Source organism: Streptomyces sp. HNM0574 (genome assembly GCF_012726235.1).
In the GTDB taxonomy this organism is placed as follows: domain Bacteria; phylum Actinomycetota; class Actinomycetes; order Streptomycetales; family Streptomycetaceae; genus Streptomyces.
Genome location: NZ_JAASAH010000011.1, coordinates 180,104 through 197,404 on the forward strand (window position 1 = coordinate 180,104; position 17,301 = coordinate 197,404).

The window sequence follows — 17,301 nt, forward strand, 5'->3', positions numbered from 1 at the left end:
GCGGCGGCGGGTGCCCCTATCTGCGCAGCACCGACATCCCGGCGAGGAGCTCGCCGCGCGGCGGCGGTTCGGGCCGCTCGGCGAGCGGCGCCCCGGCCCGGGCGACGGCGGACGGTACGCCCTCGCCGCCCACCCCGGCGACGGAGCAGGCGGCGGCCGGGTCCGTGAGCGGCCGGTCGTCGTGCACGGCGACGCAGACGGCGGCGGGGTCCGTGCCCGTACTGTGCGCGGGATCGTGCGGCTCGGGGGCCGCGTCCGGGGTCCGCGCCTGCGTGGCGGTGGCCAACTCCCCTTCGCCGGCGCCCGGTTGGGCCTCCGCGACGGCGCCCGGCCCCCCGGGGTCCGTCGGGTGCCCCAGGGTGTGCATCGTGAAGAGGCCGAACAGCAGGGCGGCGAGCAGGAGGAGGCGCCGGGTGCGGGTGTCCCGCGCGGGCGTGGCCGGTCGCCGCATCGTGTCCTCCCTCTGCTGCCTCGCCGCCGGAATGGGGTTACTGCTCGCCGGTGACGGCCAGGCGCTTGTCGAAGCTCTCGCCGCCGTCGCGGGATTCGTACACGCCGTCGCCGGTGGCGACGAGGAGGTGGCGGGAGTCGAGCGCGGTCAGGGCCTGGGGGGCGCCGCCGGGCGGGGTGCCGACGGTCTTCCAGCTCTCGCCGCTGTCGGAGCTGCGGCGCAGTTCCCCCTCGGGGGAGATGCCGAACAGCGCCTTCGGCTCGGGCCAGGAGAGGAAGGCCAGTACGGGCTTCGCGCCGGTGCCGAACTTCTCGCCGCCGTCGGTGCTCTTCGCGACGCCCGCCTCGGTGGTGGCGAGGACGGTGTCCGGGTCCTCGGGGTGGACGGCGATGTCGAGCGCGGCGAGCCTGGCCCGGTCGTCCCAGTCGGTGCCGTTCTCGCTGACGCGGAGCATGCCGTTGGTGTTGTCGTAGCCGTACACCGAGCCGTGCGCGTACTTCAGGGAGTGGAAGTCGACGTCGCCGCCGAGGGAGAGGGTCTTCCAGGTCTTGCCGGAGTCCTCGCTGCGGATCAGGCCGCGGTTGGCGGGTTCGCCGGTGCCGGGTGCCGGGTGGCCGCTGCCGAGGAAGGTCTTGTCCTTGACGACGGTGAACCCCATGTAGTCGCCCTCGTCCTCGCTGACCCGCTTCGCCGTGCCGTCCTCGGCGACGGAGACGACGCCGTGGTGGGTGGCGACGTACAGGCGGTCGTCGGCCGGGTCGATCCCGAGTCCGTGGACGTGGCTGACAGCGGGGCCGTCGGCCTTCGCGTCGGAGGCGCCGGAGTCCTCGGGGCCGGTGGAGCAGGCGGTCAGCGTCGCCGTGAGCAGCAGGGCGCCGGCGGCTGCGGCCGCGGCACGGAGGGGGAGGTTCATCGGGCGTCCTCAACGGTCGGGTTCCGGAACCCTAACACCTAAGCACTTTAGGTGATCACCCCGGACCCCGGCCTCCCGTCCGGCCCTCCACCCCGCCCCCGTACGATGGCCTGTCGAGAACTGGACCCGGGGCTTTGCGTGGAGGAGGACGGCCTGATGCGGGGCTTCGGCGAGCTGGAGCAGGCGATCATGGACGTGGTGTGGGCGGCGGAGTCGCCGGTGACCGCGCGTGAGGTGCTGGAGCGGCTCAACCGCGAGCGCACGCAGCAACTCGCCTACAACACCGTGCAGACGGTGACGGAGGTGCTGCACCGCAAGGGCTGGCTCTCCCGCGAGCGGGACGGCCGCGCCTTCCGCTACCGCCCGACGAAGACCCGCGAGGAGTACGCGGCCTCCCTCATCGACCAGGTGTGGGCCACCGGCGCCGACCGCACCGCCACCCTGGTACGCCTGGTGGACGGGATGGACGACGCCGAAGTCGCCGAGCTGCGGGCCGCGTTGGCGGCGCGCCGCACCGAAGGCGGCCGGTCGTGACGATCGCGCTCTGGCTGCTGGGGTACGCGGCACTGGTGGGCGCGCTCGCACCCGCGCTGCTGGCCCGGGACGGCTGGACGGCGCGCGCCCCGCGCCTGGGCATCTGGGCCTGGCAGGCGCTGACCTCGACCGTCGTCGTCTCGGCCGTCCTGGCCGGACTCGCCCTGGCCGTCCCCGCGATGCCGGTGGTCGGCAGCGCGGCGGAGCTGCTGCAGGCGTGCGTGATGGCGGTACGCGCGCCGTACGAGGCGCCCGGTGGCGGAGCGGCCGCCGCCGGCGGCACCCTGCTGGCCGCCGCGATCCTGGCCCGGGGCGGCTGGTGCCTGGCGGCCGGACTGTTCCGGGCGCGCCGCGAACGGGCCCGGCACGCGCGGGTGCTGGCCATGGTCGGCAGCGTGCGGGACGACCTCGGGGTCACGGTCCTGGAGGACGGCCGCCCCGCCGCGTACTGCCTGCCGGGGCGCGGCCGGCGGATCGTCCTGACCTCGGCGGCGCTGACCGCGCTGGAGCCGCACGAGCTAAACGCGGTGATCGCGCACGAGCGCGCGCACATCCGGCAGCGCCACCACCTCGTCCTCGCCTGCGCGGACGCGCTCCGGCGCGCCTTCCCCTTCCTGCCGCTCTTCCGGCACGCGGCCGAGGAGACCCAGCGGCTGGTCGAGATGGCCGCCGACGACGAGGCCACGGCGCGCACCGGTTCGCTGCCGCTGGCCGGCGCGCTGGTCGAACTCGCGGGCGCGGGCGCGCCCGCCTCCGCGCTCGCGGCGTCCGGCGGCCACGCGGCCGACCGGGTGCGGCGCCTGCTCGCGCCCCGGCAGCCGCTGCGCCGGGCGGTGGCCTGGGGCTGGGCGGTCACCGTCGCCGTCGCGCTGGCGCTGCCCGTCGTGCTGGCGGCCCAGCCCGCGGTCGCGGCGACGGCGATGGGCTCCTGCCCGCTGCCGCACTTCCCCCTCACCCCGGCGGAGGCGGCGGCCCTCTGACCGCCGGCCGCCGAGGCGCTCAACCCCGCAGCGCGGAGAGGAAGATGCCCGGCAGCTTCGTGACACCCGGGGACGTGGCGAAGGCGGTGAGCCGGCGCATCGTCGTACGGCCGGTCCGGTTGGTGACGAAGTACGGCGGGCGCGGGGACAGCGAGGGCGAGCCGGTGAACAGGCCGCGCGGCGCGGGTGCGAACGGGGCCCGCAGCACGGTCTTCTCGACGTCCTCCAGCAGGAAGGCGTTGTGCACGAAGCCGGTGCCGCTGCCGATCCGGGTGCGGGTGTGCCCGGGGAAGGCGCCCCAGGGCGTGTAGCCCAGCAGGAAGCCGAAGGCCGACCAGCAGTTGACGCCGAGCGTGCCGTAACGGAGCCCGGCGATCGCCGCGTCGACGGCGGCGCGGTGCGCGCGTTCCGTCCTCGGGTGCACCAGCAGGGTCGCCCCGAGGGTGCCGGGCAGCTTCTCGTCGGCGAACTCCGTTGCCGCGCGCAGGAACGCGGGGGCGTCCGCGCCGGGCAGCCGGACCACGCCGAGGGCGCTGGCGAACACCTCGTCGGAGAGCATCGGGTCGTCCTCGCGGGTGATGTCCGGTACGAGGAGGCGGGAGGTGCCCTCGCCGAGCGTCTCCGCCTCCGGGTGGACCCGGGCCAGCTCGGCGAGCCGTTCCTCGGCCCCCGGGTAGTAGTCCCGGCGCGGGGGCAGCGCGCGCAGCACCCGGCGGATCTCGGCGAGCAGCCGCTCGGTGCCGTCCCACTCGCGGGGGACCAGGAGGACCTGCCCGGCGACGCAGTTGTGCCCCGAGTTGTTCATCTTGCCGGTGACGATGTGCTCGGCCTGGAACCGGAAGTCCGCCGCGCTCCACGGCCCCGGTGTCACGATGCACGGGCTGACGCCGCCCAGTTCGCTGGTCAGGGGCTTCGGGTTGAGCGGGGTGTCCGCGCGGCGGCGCCGCTCCGCGTCCGCGCCGGTACCCCAGACGATCGCGTCGTGCGTCCGCTCGCTGCCGGTGACGTGCACGGTGGCGACGTCCTCGTGGGCGGTGAGGTAGGCGCCCTCGGCGGCGCCGCCGTCGGCGAAGCGCACCCAGCCGCGGTCGGTGAACTCGGCGAAGACCCGCTCGAAGTGCGGGCGCAGGTAGGCGTTGACCGGGTTCATCTTGGCGAGGACGACCTGCCCCTCGGCGTACAGCTTGTGCAGGACGTCGAGCGGGGTGATGGCCGCGACGTTGCCCGCGCCGAGGACGAGCGCCACGCCCGGGCGCCCGGGACGGCCCCGGTACTCGCCCGCCGCACGGGAGTTGACGTCCTCCGGGGCCGTGCCGGGCTGCGTCCAGACCTGTGCGGAGAAGCCGTTGAGCAGCAGCCGGTCCGTGGCGGTGGCGGGGAAGACGTCGACGAGGGTGCGGTCACCGTGCCGCCGGACGGCCGACGGGGCGACCGGGTCGCGTCCGGCGGCCAGCCGGCGCAGCACGTGCAGCTGCGCCGTCACCGACTGGGCCAGGGCCCAGGGTGCGGTCACCCAGTCCTCGGCGGCCCAGGGCGAGGCGGCGTCGTAGCCCTTGGCGCGGGCCAGGTCGGCGACCATCGCCGGGGCGCCGTCGGCGATCCGCGGCAGCATCCGCTCCAGCAGGGCGATCCGCTCCCGCAGCGGCGTCGCCGTCCAGGACTCCGCGCGGCCGCGCAGCACGGAGAGGGCTTCGTCGAGGGTGGCGGTGTCGGGTGCGGGGCTCACGGGGTCAACTCCTGTGGTGGTGCGGACGGTTGGGGTTCGGGGGCGGGACGCAGGCGGGGGCTGTCGCGGGCCGGGTCGACGAGGAGGAAGGAGGCGGCGGCGCCGAGGGCGAGGAGCAGCCCGGTCAGCAGCACGGCGCTCCGGTACCCGGCGACGCCCTGCGCGTCCACGAGCGCGCCGACGACGGCGGGCGCTGCCAGCCCGGCGGCGGTGACCACCGCGTTCATCGCGCCCAGGGCTCCGCCGCCGCGGTCGGCGGGGACGAGTTCGGCGACGGCGGTCACGGCGACGGTGGCGTAGGAGCCGCCCAGGCCGAAGCCGAGGGCGAGCAGCACCGTCCGCGCGGTGGTGCCTTCGGCCAGCGGCAGCGCCAGGCAGCAGGCGGCGCCCAGCGCCAGCAGCGCGCCGCCGACCCAGCCGCGGGCGTACCGGCTGCCCACCCCGCGGCGCATCAGCCGGCCGGTGATCCCGGCCTGCGCGAGCAGGACGAGCGCGCCCACCGTCCACGGGACGGCGACGAGGGTGCCCGCCACGTCCGCCGGGTACCCGAGCCCGTTGCGCAGGTAGGACGGCAGCCAGGCGAGCATCAGTCCCACGACCCAGTAGCTGGTGAAGTAGGCGAGGGTGGCCCCGGCCCAGGTGCGGGTGGCGAAGATCCTGCGGTACGGGAGCGCGGGGCGCCAAGCGGCCTTCACCGCCCGGCCGTTCGGGGGCTCGCCTTCCGTGAGACGGTGGCCGTCGGCGCCGAGGAACGTCCAGGCCAGGGCCCAGACGAGGCCGGTCGCCGCGAGCACCCAGAGCGCGGCCCGCCAGCCGTGGTGCCGGATCACCCAGGACAGCACCGGCGCGGAGACGATCACGCCGAGGGTGACCCCGAGGGTGATCAGCGCGCCGGGCAGGTTGCGCCGGTGGTCGGGGAACCAGGCCAGCGTGGCCCGTTGGGCGACGGGGAAGGCGGGCCCCTCGGCCGCGCCGAGGAAGACCCGCGAGGCGACCAGCACGGCGAGCCCGCCGCCGACCGCCACCGGCACCTGGGCGACGGACCACAGCAGGGCCATCACCAGCAGCAGCACCTTCGGCGACACCCGGTCCGCCAGCAGCCCGACGAGGGCGGCGGCGACGGAGAAGAGCAGGAAGAACGCGCTGTTGGCGAGCCCGAACCCGGTGGCGGTCAGCTGGAGATCGGCCCGTATCTCGTCGGCGGCCAGGCCCAGTACGGACTTGTCCGCGAAGTTCACCATCATGAAGACGACGAGCAGCGCCGTCACGGTCCAGGCCCGCACGCCGTCGCCGGTGCCGGGTGGGGCCGGTGCCGCGTTCATGGGACCTCCTGAGGAGTGTCAACGGGTCCGTGTGGCAGGGCGGTTGGTGCCCCGGGTGCGCGCGGGAGCGCGCACCCGGGGGCGCGCGGCTCAGGAGAGCGGGACCCCGGCGACGGCGATGCGCTCCATGACGCGGCGGCGCGGGTAGTAGTCGCTGATCGCGTAGTGCTGGGTGGCGATGTTGTCCCAGACGGCGACGGAGTCGGGCTCCCAGTGGAAGCGGACCTGGTACTCCGGGACGCGGGCCTGGAGCACCAGCTCGTCCAGCAGTTCCCGGCTCTCCGTCTCGGAGACGCCGTTGATCCGCGTCGTGAACGGCTCGTTGACGTACAGCAGTTGACGTCCGCTGCGCGGATGGCGCACGACCACGGGGTGCTCCACCGGCGGCAGTTCCTCCCGGAGGCGGGCTACCTGCTCCTCGCTCATCGTCGAGCCCCAGCTGGGCACCCAGTCGTGAGTGGCCGTGAGGTGCTCGATGCGGGTCCTCGTCCGCTCGGGGAGGTTGTCGTAGGCGGCGCCCATGTCGGCCCACATGGTGTCGCCCCCGGCGGGCGGGACCTCGACCGAGCGCAGCACCGAGCCGAGCGCCGGGGCCGCCATGAAGGAGTGGTCGCTGTGCCAGATGTTCTCGTTGCCGATGGCCGTCTCGTCCTTGGCGAGCCGGGAGACGCCCTCCGTCCCGGACTTCGGGAAGAACGGGTTGGCCTCCGGCGGGCCCCAGACGGCGGCCAGTTCCAGGTGATGGCCCGCCCGGACGCGGGGCTGGTCGCGGAAGAAGATGACCTTCCACTCCAGCAGGGCCTGCCGCAGCTCCCGGGCGAGTTCGGGGCCGATCGGCTCGGCGAGGTCGACGCCGCTGATCTCGGCGCCGATGTGCGGGGTGAGCGGGGTGACGCCGAGCGTCCGGAACTCCGGGGGTTCGGCGCCGGGCGCGCGGCGGTTCAGGACGCGGCGGCCGTAGTGCATCAACGGCTTGTCGAGCATGGGGTGTTGGGCGTCGGCGGCGAGGGGTGCGGCGCTGCGGCTGGGCATGGGGTCCTCCCGACGGGGCGGATTACGTAACCGGCAGTATCGATATTGCGCCGGGGGCGGGGCAAGGGGTGTGCAGGGGGTTTCGGGGGGGGCTTCGCGGGGGGCGGGTTGCGGGGCGTCGCGGGGTGCGGGGCCGTCGTGGCTCGCGCCTTTGCGCAGTTCCCCGCGCCCCTTATCGCGGGCTCACCCCGCCTGTTCGGGTGCGGCGCCGTCGGGCTCCGGGGTTTCGCGCAGTTCCCCGCGCCCCTTTTTCGCGCCGTTCCCCGCGCCCCTTATCGCGGGCTCACCCCGCTTGGGAGAACTGCGCCAAAGGCGCAGGGCTGGCAAGCGCAGCGCCCGCCCCGGCGCGGGGTGCGCAACGCCGTCGCCGGGCCACCCCGTACGACGTGGCCGCTCGCGCAGTTCCCCGCGCCCCTGACGGGGCGAGCCTCCCCGCGCCTCTAGCGCGGCCCCGCAACCGCCCGTGCGACGAGTTCCGTCACCGTGTCGACCAACGCCTGGTCGGGCGCCTCGTGTTCGGCGATCGTGCGGAAGAGGAGGGGCGCGGCGATGAGCGTCGTGGTGGTCGCGACGTCAACCTCGGGGGCGATCTCGCCGCGGGCGACGGCGCGTTCCAGAATGTGCCGGGTCTCGCTCGTCACGCGGGCCGTGTAGGCGCGGTACGCGGCCGGTTCGGCCTCCGCCTCGGCCGAGGAGCCGATCACCCCGGCGAGCAGGCGGGCGACGCCGGGCTGCCGGTACGCCTCCATCCGGGCGGTGAGGACGGCGTGCAGCTCGGCCCGGAAGTCGCCCAGGTCGGGCACGGTGAGCGGCCCGATCCGGGACTCGGCCGCGGCGATGACCAGGTCCTGCTTGGTGGGCCAGCGGCGGTACATCGCGGGCTTGCTGACCCCGGCGCGGGCGGCCACCGCGTCCATCGTCAGCGCCCCCAGGCCGCGTTCGGCGACCAGCACGACGACGGCGTCCAGCACCGCCCCGGACACCCGCTCCGCGCGCGGACGCCCCGGCCCCCTCCGCCTGTTCGGCGCCTCCTCACCGGCCATGCCGCGACCCTACGCGGACGGCGCGACACCCCGCAGGCCGGGCTCCCCCGGCGGGCAGAAACTCTGGCCCCAAGCTCTGAATGGTGCTTCACTTCTTGCATGGCCTACCGCAAGACCCCCGCCGAGCTCCGCCGGCTCGACGCCGCGCGCGAGCACCTCGTCACCTGCGCGACCACCGTCGTCTCCGAAGTCGGCTGGTCCCAGGCGTCGGTGACCGCCGTGGCGCACGCCGCCGGGATCTCGGCCGGTTCCGTGTACCAGCACTTCCCGTCCAAGTCGGCGCTCGCCGTCGAGGTGTTCCGGCGGGCGGCGCAGCGCGAGGTGGACGTACTGGCCGAGGTGCTGGACGGGCCCGGCGACCCGGTCCAGCGGCTCGCCGGCGGCATCCGGACCTTCGTCCGCCGCGCCCTGGAGAACCGCGGACTGGCCTACGCGCTGCTCGCCGCCCCGGTCGACGCGGCCGTCGTCGCCGAGCGGCTGGCCTTCCGCCGCCGGTACCGCGAGCTGTGGGCCGAGGTGGTCCACGAGGGCATGGCCGAGGGCCTGTTGCCCGCCCAGAACGGCGAGGTCACCGCCGCCGCGCTCACCGGCGCGATCGGCGAGATCCTCGTCGTCCCGCTGAGCACCCCGGACGAGGACGGCACCGAAGGGCTGCTCGCCCAGCTCACCGCGACGGCCCTGCGCTGCGCCGGCGCCCCGCCCGGCACCCCGCACCCCTGACCCCGCGAACCCCGGAGGGACCCGATGACACCCGGAACCCGGCCCACCGCCGTGACCCACGAAGTGACCAACCAGCCCCCGCCGTTGACGGGGCACGACGTCGCCGACGACCCGGTGCTGCTGGAGGGCGTGCGCCGGGAGGGCGCCGAGTGGTACCTCGACGACCTGCACCGGATCGGCCGCCGCACCGGGAGCGAGGAGGTGCAGCGCTGGGCCGACGAGGCCAACCGGTACGAGCCCGTGCTCCGCACCCACGACCGCTGGGGCCACCGCGTCGACGAGGTCGACTTCCACCCCGCGTACCACGCCCTGATGGACGTCGCGATCGGCGAGGGACTCGGCGGCAGCGCCTGGGCGGACGAGCGGCCCGGCGCCCATGTCGCCCGCGCCGCCGGGTTCATGGTGTGGAGCAGCGCCGAGGCGGGGCACGGCTGCCCGGTCTCGATGACGTACGCGGCGGTGCCCGCGCTGCGGCACTCCCCCGAGCTCGCCAAGGAGTACGAGCCGCTGCTCACCAGCCGCACCTACGACCCCGGCCTCCGCGCCCCGGCGGACAAGCGCGGCCTGCTCGCCGGGATGGGCATGACGGAGAAGCAGGGCGGCACCGACGTACGGGCCAACACCACCACGGCCGTCGAACAGGCCGACGGCAGCTGGCGGTTGCGCGGACACAAGTGGTTCACCAGTGCGCCGATGAACGACCTGTTCCTGGTGCTCGCGCAGGCGCCCGGAGGGCTGTCCTGCTTCCTCGTGCCGCGCGTCCTGCCCGACGGGGAGCGCAACACCTTCCGCATCCAGCGGCTGAAGGACAAGCTCGGCAACCGCTCCAACGCCAGCAGCGAGCCGGAGTTCGACGACACGGTGGCCTGGCTGGTCGGCACGGAGGGCAAGGGCGTGCGCACCATCATCGAGATGGTGACGATGACCCGGCTCGACTGCCTCCTCGGCTCGGCCGCCGGCACCCGCGCCGCGCTCGCCCAGGCCGCGCACCACGCCCGCCACCGCACCGTCTTCGGCGCCCCGCTCCTCCAACAGCCCCTGATGCGGAACGTGCTGGCCGACCTGGGCCTGGAGTCCGAGGCGGCGAGCACCCTCGCGCTGCGTCTCGCGGGCGCCGCCGACCGGGCGCACCGGGGCGACCAGCGGGAGCGCGCCTTCCTCCGGTTCGTCACCGCCGTCGGCAAGTACTGGGTGTGCAAGCGGCAGCCGGCCGCGGTCGCCGAGGCGCTGGAGTGCCTGGGCGGGAACGGGTACGACGAGACCTCGGGCATGCCGCGGCTGTACCGGGAGGCACCGCTGAACGGCATCTGGGAGGGCTCGGGCAACGTCAACGCGCTCGACATGCTCCGCGCCCTGGCCCGCGAGCCCGAATCTTGGGACGCCTACCGCGCCGAGGTCGAGGCGGCCGCGGGCGCCGACCGGCGCCTCGACGCGGCCTGGCGCGGCCTGCGGGAGGAGCTCGTGCTCACCGAGGACGCGCCGCTGCGGGCCCGCCGCGTCATCGAGCGCGCCGCGCTCGTCCTCCAGGGCGCGCTGCTGGTCCGGCACGCGCCGCCCGCGGTGGCCGACGCGTTCTGCGGCTCCCGGCTCGCCGGGGACGGCGGCCTCGCCTTCGGCACGCTGCCGCCGGCCACCGACTTCACGGGCCTGCTGGAGCGGCTGCCGGCCTGACCGGCGTCACGGCGTCGTGAGGGCGAACCACGGGTCCGGCTGGTCCAGGGTGGCCAGCAGGGCTCCGAAGACGCTCGGGTCGCCCTCGACGCCGACGCCGTCCAGCCGCTCCAGGGGTTCCCCGGCCAGGAGGCGCAGGAGCAGCGGCCGGGTCAGGGTGAGCGTGAGCGCCGGGGACTCCGTGGCGTCGGGGTCCCCGGGGCCGTCGGCCGGGGAGGTGAGGTGGGTGAGGGCGCCGTTGGAGAGCCGGATGCGGTGCCGGGTGCCCTCGTCGCCGAGCACCCAGTCCATGACGAGGTGTTCCGTCCAGGCGCGGGGGCCGTTGACGCGTACGGCGAGCGAGTCGATGAGCTGTTCCACGGTGAGCGCGGAGGTCATCTCCGGGTCGGCGATGTCGAGTTGGGTGGTGGTGACGCCCTCGCGCAGTTCCTGGGCGCCCATCAGGTAGAAGTTGCGCCAGGTGCCGTTCTCGCTGCCGTGGCCGAGCCGTTCGTAGACCCGGGCCAGTGCCTCGCGGGCCCCGGCGTGCTGCTCGTCGGCGAAGACGGCGTGGCTGAGCAGGGTGGCGGCGAAGCGCGGGTCGCCGTCGTCGGCGTACCGCCCGGCGTGGGCGACGACGGCGTCGGTGCCGCCGAGGCACTCCACGTACCGCTTGGCGGCCTCGGCGGGCGGGTGTTCCCACAGGTGGGCCGGGTTGCCGTCGAACCAGCCCATGTACCGCTGGTACACGGCCTTGACGTTGTGGCTGACCGAGCCGTAGTAGCCGCGCGCGTGCCAGGCCGAGCGGAGGGCCGGGGGCAGGGTGATCTCCTCGGCGATCTCGGTGCCGGTCATGCCCTGGTTGAGCATCCGCACGGTCTGGTCGTGCAGGTAGGCGTAGAGGTCCCGCTGCTGGGTCAGGTGGCGGACGATGCCCTCGCGGCCCCAGGTGGGCCAGTGGTGGGAGGCGAAGGCCACGTCGGCGTGCGGGGCGAACAGCGCGGCCGCCTCGTCGAGATAGTGCGCCCACACGCGGGCGTCGCGGACCAGCGCGCCGCGCAGGGTGAGCACGTTGTGCAGGGTGTGGGAGGCGTTCTCGGCCATGCACAGGGCGCGGTGGCCGGGGAAGAGGAAGTTCATCTCGGCGGGCGCCTCGGTGCCCGGGGTGAGCTGGAAGACGATCCGTACGCCGTCGACCGTCTCCTCCTGCCCGGTGCGGGTGATGTCGACGGTGGGCGGGACGAGGCTGAGCGTGCCGGCCGAGGTGGTCATGCCGAGGCCGCAACCGATCTGGCCGCGCGGGGACTTGGGCAGCGCGTCGCCGTACATGTAGACCGCGCGGCGGGTCATCGCGGTGCCCGCGTACACGTTCTCGCTGACCGCGTGCTCCAGGAAGCCCTGCGGGGCGAGCACCGGGATGCCCGCCGGGTCCTCGGGCAGGACGCCGCGCACGCCGCCGAAGTGGTCGACGTGGCTGTGCGTGTAGATCACTCCGGTGACGGGACGGTCCCCGCGGTGCTCCCGGTAGAGGGCGAGCGCGGCGGCGGCGCACTCGGTGGAGATCAGCGGGTCGATGACGACGACCCCGCGGGTGCCCTCCACGAGCGTCATGTTCGACAGGTCCAGCCCCCGCACCTGGTAGATGCCCTCGGTGACCTCGAACAGCCCCTGTTTCGCGACGAGTTGCCCCTGCCGCCACAGGCTCGGGTGCGCGGTGTCCGGACACTCCCCGGCCAGGAACCCGTACGCCTCGGCGTCCCACACCCGGCCGCCGTCCGCGCCGGTGACGACGGGCGGCACGAGGGGCGCGAGGAAGCCGCGTCCGGCGTCGGTGAAGTCCCGGGTGTCGTCGAAGGGCAGCTCGGCGTACGCGCCGTGGCCGGTGGATGCGGATTGCTCGCTGGGCACTTCGGGGCTCCTTCGGGTGGGCGGCGGGTCAGTACGGGGCCGGGGTGCGTGGTTCCGCGGGCGGGGTGCGGCGGGCCAGGGTCCACAGCCCGTGCCCGGAGGGGGCCGGCAGCCCGCGCAGGATCTCCGTCCGGACCAGCGCCCCCGGGGACAGGCCTGGCACGGTGGCCGGCGCGGTCAGCGCGTACCCGGAGGACTCCAGCGCCGCGGAGCCGAAGCCGACGGCGGCGCCCGGGACCAGCCCGTCCCGCGGCGTGCAGCGCGCCGGACCGTGCGCGACGCCCCGGAGCGGCGAGCTTCACGCCCTCCCCGATGAGCCCGACGCCGAGGTGCACCCCAGCAGCGCGCTGCCTGCCGGCGTGGGCGAAGGCCCAGGTCACGAAGGTGACGGGGACGAGGAAGCTGCCGAGCAGGGCGAGCGTCGGCAGCAGGTGCGCGGTGCCGGTGGCGAAGGTGACCACGACGGCCGGCACCCACAGGGCCGGCCCCCGTCGGGAACACCCGCGGCCACGGGCGGCTGTCGGACGCGTACCGGTCCGTCACCTGCGCCTCCTTCCACCGGCGTACGCCGGCTCTCCACCGGGAGCACAGCCCAGTAGAAGGGACCGCGGCGGGACCTGCCCGTCGGGGGACGAGGCCGGTACGGGCTCGTCCCCCGGTATCGGCCCCGGAGGCGGGGTCCGCGCGGGTAGGCCGAACGGGGTAGTCCGCGCGGGACGGCGGTGCCACGGCGGGCCTGCACCGGCCGTGTGCTCAACATCGCCTCTGTGCAGGGCTGTTCGGGCCCGGCGGCCTTCACCCGGAGGCGTTAGGGTGCGAGGTGCGGGGGAGGAAAAAAGCGACGTCACGCCGGCCCGGGGTCGGCGAGTCTGGGGCAGTGATGCGGGAAGACGCCGTTACGCGGGAGCCGCTCGATTCGGGCACGGCGCACTCGGCCCGGGTGTACGACTACATCCTGGGCGGCAAGAACCACTACCGCGCTGACGAGGCGGCCGGGGACGCCATGGTCGAGGTGTGGCCCGCGCTGCCCGTGCACATGCGCGCCAACCGCGCGTTCATGCACCGCGCGGGCCGCTACCTGGCCCGGGAGAAGGGCATCCGCCAGTTCCTCGACATCGGCACGGGCCTGCCCACGTCACCGAACCTGCACGAGGTCGTCCAGGAGACCGCGCCGGACTCCCGCGTGGTCTACGTCGACAACGACCCCATCGTCCTCAACTACGCGCGTGCGCTGCTCGACAGCACCCCCGAGGGGCGCACGGCCTACGTCCACGCGGACATGCGCGACCCGGAAGCCATCCTGGACTCGCCCGACTTCCGGCGGACCCTCGACCCGGACGAGCCGGTCGCGCTCACCGTCATCGGCATACTGCACTTCATCCACCCGTCGGACGACGACCACGGCCTGATACAGCGGCTCCTCGACCCACTGCCCCCGGGCAGCTACCTCGCGGCGACGATCGGCACCGCCGACTTCGCGCCCGAGGAGGTCGGCCGCGTCGCCGAGCGGTACGCGGCCGAGGGCATGCCCATGGTGCTGCGCACGCACGCGGAGGCCACGGCCTTCTTCGACGGGCTGGAACTCGTCGACCCGGGCGTCGTCCAGGTCCACAAGTGGCGCCCCGGCCCGGACGACGAGCCGGTACGGGACGCGGACATCGCCATGTACGGCGCCCTGGCCCGCAAGCCGGGCTGATCCCGGGGGTTCCGGGGACCGCGGGCCGCCCACGCCGCGCCCCTGCCGCCGCAGGGGGGTGCGGCAGGGGCGGGCGCGGGCGTGACGGGTGTGCGGCCCCGGGGAGGGCTCAGGCGCCGGGGGCCGTGCGGATGGCGGCGATGTCGAACTGCAGGCGGACGGTCTCGCTGACCATCGAACCGCCCTGGGCCAGCCGGGCGTTGTAGGTCAGACCCCACTCGGAGCGGTTGATGGTGGTCGTCCCGTCGAAGCCGACGCGCTCGTAGCCGAACGGGTCGGTGACGTACCCGATGTAGGTGAGCTCCAGCACGACGGGGCGGGTGACGTCCCGGATGGTGAGGTCGCCGGTCATCCGGTAGACGTCGGGGCCCGCGAGTTCGACGGCGGTGCTGACGAAGGTCATGCGCGGGTACTTCGCGGCGTCCAGGAAGTCGCGTCCGGCGAGGTGCGCGTCGCGCTGCTCCTCGCCGGTCCGCACGCTCGCGGTGGACATGGCGATCCGGGCCTGGGAGCGGGAGGGGTCCCGGCCGTCGAAGTAGAGGCGGCTCTCGTACTCGGCGAAGGCGCCGCGCACGGTCGTGACCATGGCGTGCCGGACGGAGAAGCCGATCCTGCTGTGCGCCGAGTCGATGATCCACTCACCGGTGAGGGCTTCCAGTGCGGGGTCGGGCCGGACCGCGGAGGCGGGGGCGCGGTCGTGGCCCGGTGCGGGGCCGGGGGCCGTCGCAGGGGCGTTCGCCTCGGGGCGTCGGGGTGGCGAGCTGCGATTGAACAGTTTCATGATCAATTAGTTACGTGCAAGGTAAGTGGTGCGCAAGCCCTGATCATGAACCGGCCAAACCCTGTCGCGCCAGAGCCCTCCGCCCACAGAATCGCGCACGGCACGAGATCCGCCCATCCTCCGGCGGGACTTCACACCCCGTTCACCCGCAACGGCCGTCACACCGGCCCCTTTTGCGTACCCGGCTCCAACTCACCGCCGCCCCAAGGGCATTGAACGGCCCCACGTGTCAATGGACACACCGTGGACGCGAGGTTTCAGCGGGGATCGGACGGCAAAGATAGTGATCGCTCGCTATTTTTTCCGCCCGCACGTCACCCGTCCCCCGGCCCGCACGACGGAGCCGGAGGGCCGACGCGCGTGCGTGGCAGGCCGGTACCGGGTCGGACCCCGCAGACGTCGGGTCCCGGAGACGAAGGAACGGTGACACCATGGTCATTCAGGGACGGGCCGCGCAGACGCGCGCGAGCCTGTTGCGGTCGGCAGCCGGACAGTTCGCCAAGTACGGCTACTACGGCGCCTGCACGAACACCATCAGCCGGTACGCGGGAGTGTCCTCCGGCGCTCTCACGTTCCACTTCCCCTCGAAGGCCAAGCTGGCCCTCAGCATCCAGACCATCGCGACCGAGCTGGCGGAGGCGGAGGCGGAACGCTTCGCCGGCGAACCGGAGGACCCGCTCGCCGCCGCGACGGAACTCGTCTGCCGCCTCACACGCCTGGTCCAGCACAACGCCGCCGTCCGCGCCGCGATACGCCTCACCGGCGAGGGCACGACCACGGCGGCCGGATGGCACGAGGCATGGCTCCCCACGATGCGCGCACTGCTCGAACAGGCCGCTGCCCAGGGCCGGTTGACCTGCGACGCGGAGACGGCCCTGCACATCACGGAGCGCCTGATCGCCGGAGCGGCGCTGGCTCTGTCCGAGGACGACGGCGACGGCGACGGTGCGGACGGCGCCCACCGGGCAGGCGGGAGCGGTGAGACCCCAGGGCACCCGGAGCCCCCCGAGCGCTCCGGGTCCCCCGAGGCCGTCGCGGATCCCGTGTGGCAGATCGTCCTGGCAGGGCTGCGCGCGGACCCGACTCCCCCACGGGAGCAGTAGATTCCCCGCCGCACCCGCACCACGGCCCGCCCGGCTCGGGGCTCCCCCGCCCCGAGCCGCCCCGGACCCCCGAACCCGCGCGGCCGTACCCCGCGCGGGTCCACCCTTGACGCGGAACCACCTCCGCGATGCCAACTTTCGGCGTACGCCCGGGGGCTGGGCGAACCTCTGGCACTCAGGCGTAGGCCCGAGGGCCACGCATCGCCTGGCGCTCAGGCGTACACCCGGAGTCCAAGCGGACGCCTCGCACTCAGGCGTACACCCGGAGTCCAAGCGGACGCTGGACCTCAGGGGTACTCCCAGGGTCCGGACGTACGGCTGTACCTGAGGCGCACGTCCGGGGTCCAGCGTCCGCCTGGACCGCAGGCGTACAACACCAGTCGAGGCAGCGGCTGGACCTCCAGGCGTACAACACCGGCCGGGGCGCGCACCTGTACCTCAGACGTACGCCACCGGTCAGGCTGTACGCCTTCCCCTCAGGAGTACGCCCGCCCACTCAGTTCTCGGCCGCCCCCGCGGGTTCAGCCCGGGGGCCGGGAAGGGTGCCGTTGTCACCCGCGGTGGGGCTCTCCGCCTGGAGGGTGATGCGCGGGGCGCCGTCGGGGGTGACGAGGGGGAGCAGCAGGCGCCACATCTCGGCCACGCGGTCGACGAGGTCGATGCGCCTCGAGGAGAGCTGGGCGTGCATCTGCGCGCCCGTGCAGCCGTTCACTATGAGGCGGGCCAGGGCGTCCACGTCGACGTCCGCGCGCAGTTCGCCGTTCCGCTGGGCGTCGCGGAGCGTGGGGATGACGACCTCCGCCCACTGGTGGTGCGAGCTCTCCTCCTCCGGGGTGATGAAGTACTCCTGGTCCATCACCAGCCGGGCACCGGCCAACAGGATCGGGTCCTCCAGGAGTTGGGACGCCCAGTGGAGGGTGATGTCCACGGCCCGCTGAAGCCCGGCCGAACCGTGGCCCAGGGTGAGGCGCCCCGGCTGACTGCGGATGATCTCGCGGGCCAGGTCCTCCTTGGAAGCGAAGTGGAAGTACATCGCCCCGAGAGTGACCCCGGCGTCCTTCGTGATCTTCTGAACGCTCGCTCCGACGAACCCCAGCTCGCCGAATGCCCGGGCACCCGCCTGGACAAGAGCCGCCCGAGTGCGCACCGCACGTTCCTGCTTCGCTCCCGCCACCTGCGCCGCTCCGTCGTCCTCGACAAAAAAATGGAACGCTCTCTACGTTAATGCGCGATTCCTGGAGCGGACACCCACTTGCACGCCGCGCAGGGGACGTTCGGGGAAAGATCGCCCAAGAGCCCGCGCGCTCCGACGACTTCGGCACTTCGCCGCGCCCCGCCCGCACCACCCGCCCCGGCGCTCCCGGGAGTCGGCCCCCGCCCCTCGTAGGCTGCCTCCCGCGCGGACACCAGCGGGTTCGCGCGTACGCACCCGAGGGACGGAG

At 74.3% G+C, this 17,301-nt stretch carries 16 protein-coding genes; 6 read left to right on the forward strand and 10 right to left on the reverse strand.

What is annotated here, in order from left to right; all coding sequences use genetic code 11:
- Positions 1-16: 16 nt before the first annotated feature.
- Together HCC30_RS19670 and HCC30_RS19675 are read right to left on the reverse strand one after the other, a co-directional pair.
- A complete protein-coding gene (locus HCC30_RS19670) occupies positions 17-451 on the reverse strand; it encodes a hypothetical protein (RefSeq protein WP_169443906.1) in 435 nt (144 codons plus the stop codon).
- A 37-nt stretch (positions 452-488) separates the two neighbouring features.
- Positions 489-1,364 carry a F510_1955 family glycosylhydrolase gene (locus HCC30_RS19675; RefSeq protein ID WP_169443907.1) on the reverse strand — a complete coding sequence of 292 codons (876 nt, stop codon included), beginning with the start codon at positions 1,362-1,364 and terminating at the stop codon, positions 489-491.
- A gap of 156 nt (positions 1,365-1,520) precedes the next feature.
- On the opposite strand from HCC30_RS19675, the gene HCC30_RS19680 reads away from it, so the two are divergent.
- Positions 1,521-1,898, forward strand: coding sequence for a BlaI/MecI/CopY family transcriptional regulator (locus tag HCC30_RS19680; RefSeq protein ID WP_169443908.1), 378 nt, complete (start codon positions 1,521-1,523; stop codon positions 1,896-1,898).
- Complete coding sequence (locus tag HCC30_RS19685) at positions 1,895-2,878, forward strand: M56 family metallopeptidase (protein WP_169443909.1); 984 nt, start codon at positions 1,895-1,897, stop codon at positions 2,876-2,878. Before HCC30_RS19680 ends, HCC30_RS19685 begins: the two co-directional genes overlap by 4 nt.
- A 19-nt stretch (positions 2,879-2,897) precedes the next feature.
- On the opposite strand, the gene HCC30_RS19690 is transcribed toward HCC30_RS19685, so the two are convergent.
- The 4 genes from HCC30_RS19690 to HCC30_RS19705 all read right to left on the reverse strand — a co-directional run bounded on the left by HCC30_RS19690 (position 2,898) and on the right by HCC30_RS19705 (position 8,001).
- Positions 2,898-4,604 carry an aldehyde dehydrogenase family protein gene (locus HCC30_RS19690; RefSeq protein WP_169443910.1) on the reverse strand — a complete coding sequence of 569 codons (1,707 nt, stop codon included), beginning with the start codon at positions 4,602-4,604 and terminating at the stop codon, positions 2,898-2,900.
- The gene (locus HCC30_RS19695) at positions 4,601-5,926 is read right to left on the reverse strand and encodes an MFS transporter (RefSeq protein WP_169443911.1); all 1,326 of its coding nucleotides are present in this window, start codon (positions 5,924-5,926) and stop codon (positions 4,601-4,603) included. Before HCC30_RS19695 ends, HCC30_RS19690 begins: the two co-directional genes overlap by 4 nt.
- 90 nt (positions 5,927-6,016) lie before the next feature.
- On the reverse strand, positions 6,017-6,958 hold the full coding sequence (locus HCC30_RS19700; protein ID WP_169443912.1) for a TauD/TfdA family dioxygenase: 942 nt from the start codon (positions 6,956-6,958) through the stop codon (positions 6,017-6,019).
- A gap of 440 nt (positions 6,959-7,398) precedes the next feature.
- Positions 7,399-8,001 (reverse strand): TetR/AcrR family transcriptional regulator, encoded by a 603-nt coding sequence (locus tag HCC30_RS19705; protein WP_169443913.1) that lies wholly within the window; start codon positions 7,999-8,001, stop codon positions 7,399-7,401.
- A 99-nt stretch (positions 8,002-8,100) separates the two neighbouring features.
- On the opposite strand from HCC30_RS19705, the gene HCC30_RS19710 reads away from it, so the two are divergent.
- Together HCC30_RS19710 and HCC30_RS19715 are read left to right on the forward strand one after the other, a co-directional pair.
- Positions 8,101-8,721, forward strand: a complete 621-nt coding sequence (locus HCC30_RS19710) for a TetR/AcrR family transcriptional regulator (protein ID WP_169443914.1) — start codon at positions 8,101-8,103, stop codon at positions 8,719-8,721.
- Positions 8,722-8,745: 24 nt separating this feature from the next.
- Positions 8,746-10,392, forward strand: a complete 1,647-nt coding sequence (locus HCC30_RS19715; RefSeq protein ID WP_169443915.1) for an acyl-CoA dehydrogenase family protein — start codon at positions 8,746-8,748, stop codon at positions 10,390-10,392.
- A 6-nt stretch (positions 10,393-10,398) separates the two neighbouring features.
- Here HCC30_RS19715 and HCC30_RS19720 read toward each other — a convergent pair whose 3' ends face one another.
- Positions 10,399-12,279, reverse strand: coding sequence for an alkyl sulfatase dimerization domain-containing protein (locus HCC30_RS19720; RefSeq protein ID WP_346776705.1), 1,881 nt, complete (start codon positions 12,277-12,279; stop codon positions 10,399-10,401).
- Positions 12,280-12,307: 28 nt separating this feature from the next.
- A complete protein-coding gene (locus HCC30_RS28760; RefSeq protein ID WP_346776711.1) occupies positions 12,308-12,520 on the reverse strand; it encodes a hypothetical protein in 213 nt (70 codons plus the stop codon).
- A gap of 639 nt (positions 12,521-13,159) precedes the next feature.
- On the opposite strand from HCC30_RS28760, the gene HCC30_RS19730 reads away from it, so the two are divergent.
- The gene (locus tag HCC30_RS19730) at positions 13,160-13,975 is read left to right on the forward strand and encodes an SAM-dependent methyltransferase (protein ID WP_169443963.1); all 816 of its coding nucleotides are present in this window, start codon (positions 13,160-13,162) and stop codon (positions 13,973-13,975) included.
- Positions 13,976-14,084: 109 nt separating this feature from the next.
- Here HCC30_RS19730 and HCC30_RS19735 read toward each other — a convergent pair whose 3' ends face one another.
- A complete protein-coding gene (locus HCC30_RS19735) occupies positions 14,085-14,756 on the reverse strand; it encodes a YceI family protein (protein ID WP_169443916.1) in 672 nt (223 codons plus the stop codon).
- A 431-nt stretch (positions 14,757-15,187) separates the two neighbouring features.
- On the opposite strand from HCC30_RS19735, the gene HCC30_RS19740 reads away from it, so the two are divergent.
- The gene (locus HCC30_RS19740) at positions 15,188-15,859 is read left to right on the forward strand and encodes a TetR/AcrR family transcriptional regulator (protein WP_169443917.1); all 672 of its coding nucleotides are present in this window, start codon (positions 15,188-15,190) and stop codon (positions 15,857-15,859) included.
- Between the two features lie 496 nt (positions 15,860-16,355).
- Here the strand turns inward: HCC30_RS19740 and HCC30_RS19745 are convergent, their stop codons facing one another.
- Positions 16,356-17,033 carry a ScbR family autoregulator-binding transcription factor gene (locus HCC30_RS19745; RefSeq protein ID WP_346776706.1) on the reverse strand — a complete coding sequence of 226 codons (678 nt, stop codon included), beginning with the start codon at positions 17,031-17,033 and terminating at the stop codon, positions 16,356-16,358.
- Positions 17,034-17,301 lie beyond the last annotated feature (268 nt).

Coding starts and splice junctions, on each gene's coding strand:
- HCC30_RS19670 (WP_169443906.1), bottom strand. CDS start 451: ATGCGGCGACCGGCCACGCCCGCGCGGGACACCCGCACCCGGCGCCTC.
- HCC30_RS19675 (WP_169443907.1), bottom strand. CDS start 1,364: ATGAACCTCCCCCTCCGTGCCGCGGCCGCAGCCGCCGGCGCCCTGCTG.
- HCC30_RS19680 (WP_169443908.1), top strand. CDS start 1,521: ATGCGGGGCTTCGGCGAGCTGGAGCAGGCGATCATGGACGTGGTGTGG.
- HCC30_RS19695 (WP_169443911.1), bottom strand. CDS start 5,926: ATGAACGCGGCACCGGCCCCACCCGGCACCGGCGACGGCGTGCGGGCC.
- HCC30_RS19700 (WP_169443912.1), bottom strand. CDS start 6,958: ATGCCCAGCCGCAGCGCCGCACCCCTCGCCGCCGACGCCCAACACCCC.
- HCC30_RS19705 (WP_169443913.1), bottom strand. CDS start 8,001: ATGGCCGGTGAGGAGGCGCCGAACAGGCGGAGGGGGCCGGGGCGTCCG.
- HCC30_RS19710 (WP_169443914.1), top strand. CDS start 8,101: ATGGCCTACCGCAAGACCCCCGCCGAGCTCCGCCGGCTCGACGCCGCG.
- HCC30_RS19715 (WP_169443915.1), top strand. CDS start 8,746: ATGACACCCGGAACCCGGCCCACCGCCGTGACCCACGAAGTGACCAAC.
- HCC30_RS19730 (WP_169443963.1), top strand. CDS start 13,160: ATGCGGGAAGACGCCGTTACGCGGGAGCCGCTCGATTCGGGCACGGCG.
- HCC30_RS19735 (WP_169443916.1), bottom strand. CDS start 14,756: ATGAAACTGTTCAATCGCAGCTCGCCACCCCGACGCCCCGAGGCGAAC.
- HCC30_RS19740 (WP_169443917.1), top strand. CDS start 15,188: ATGGTCATTCAGGGACGGGCCGCGCAGACGCGCGCGAGCCTGTTGCGG.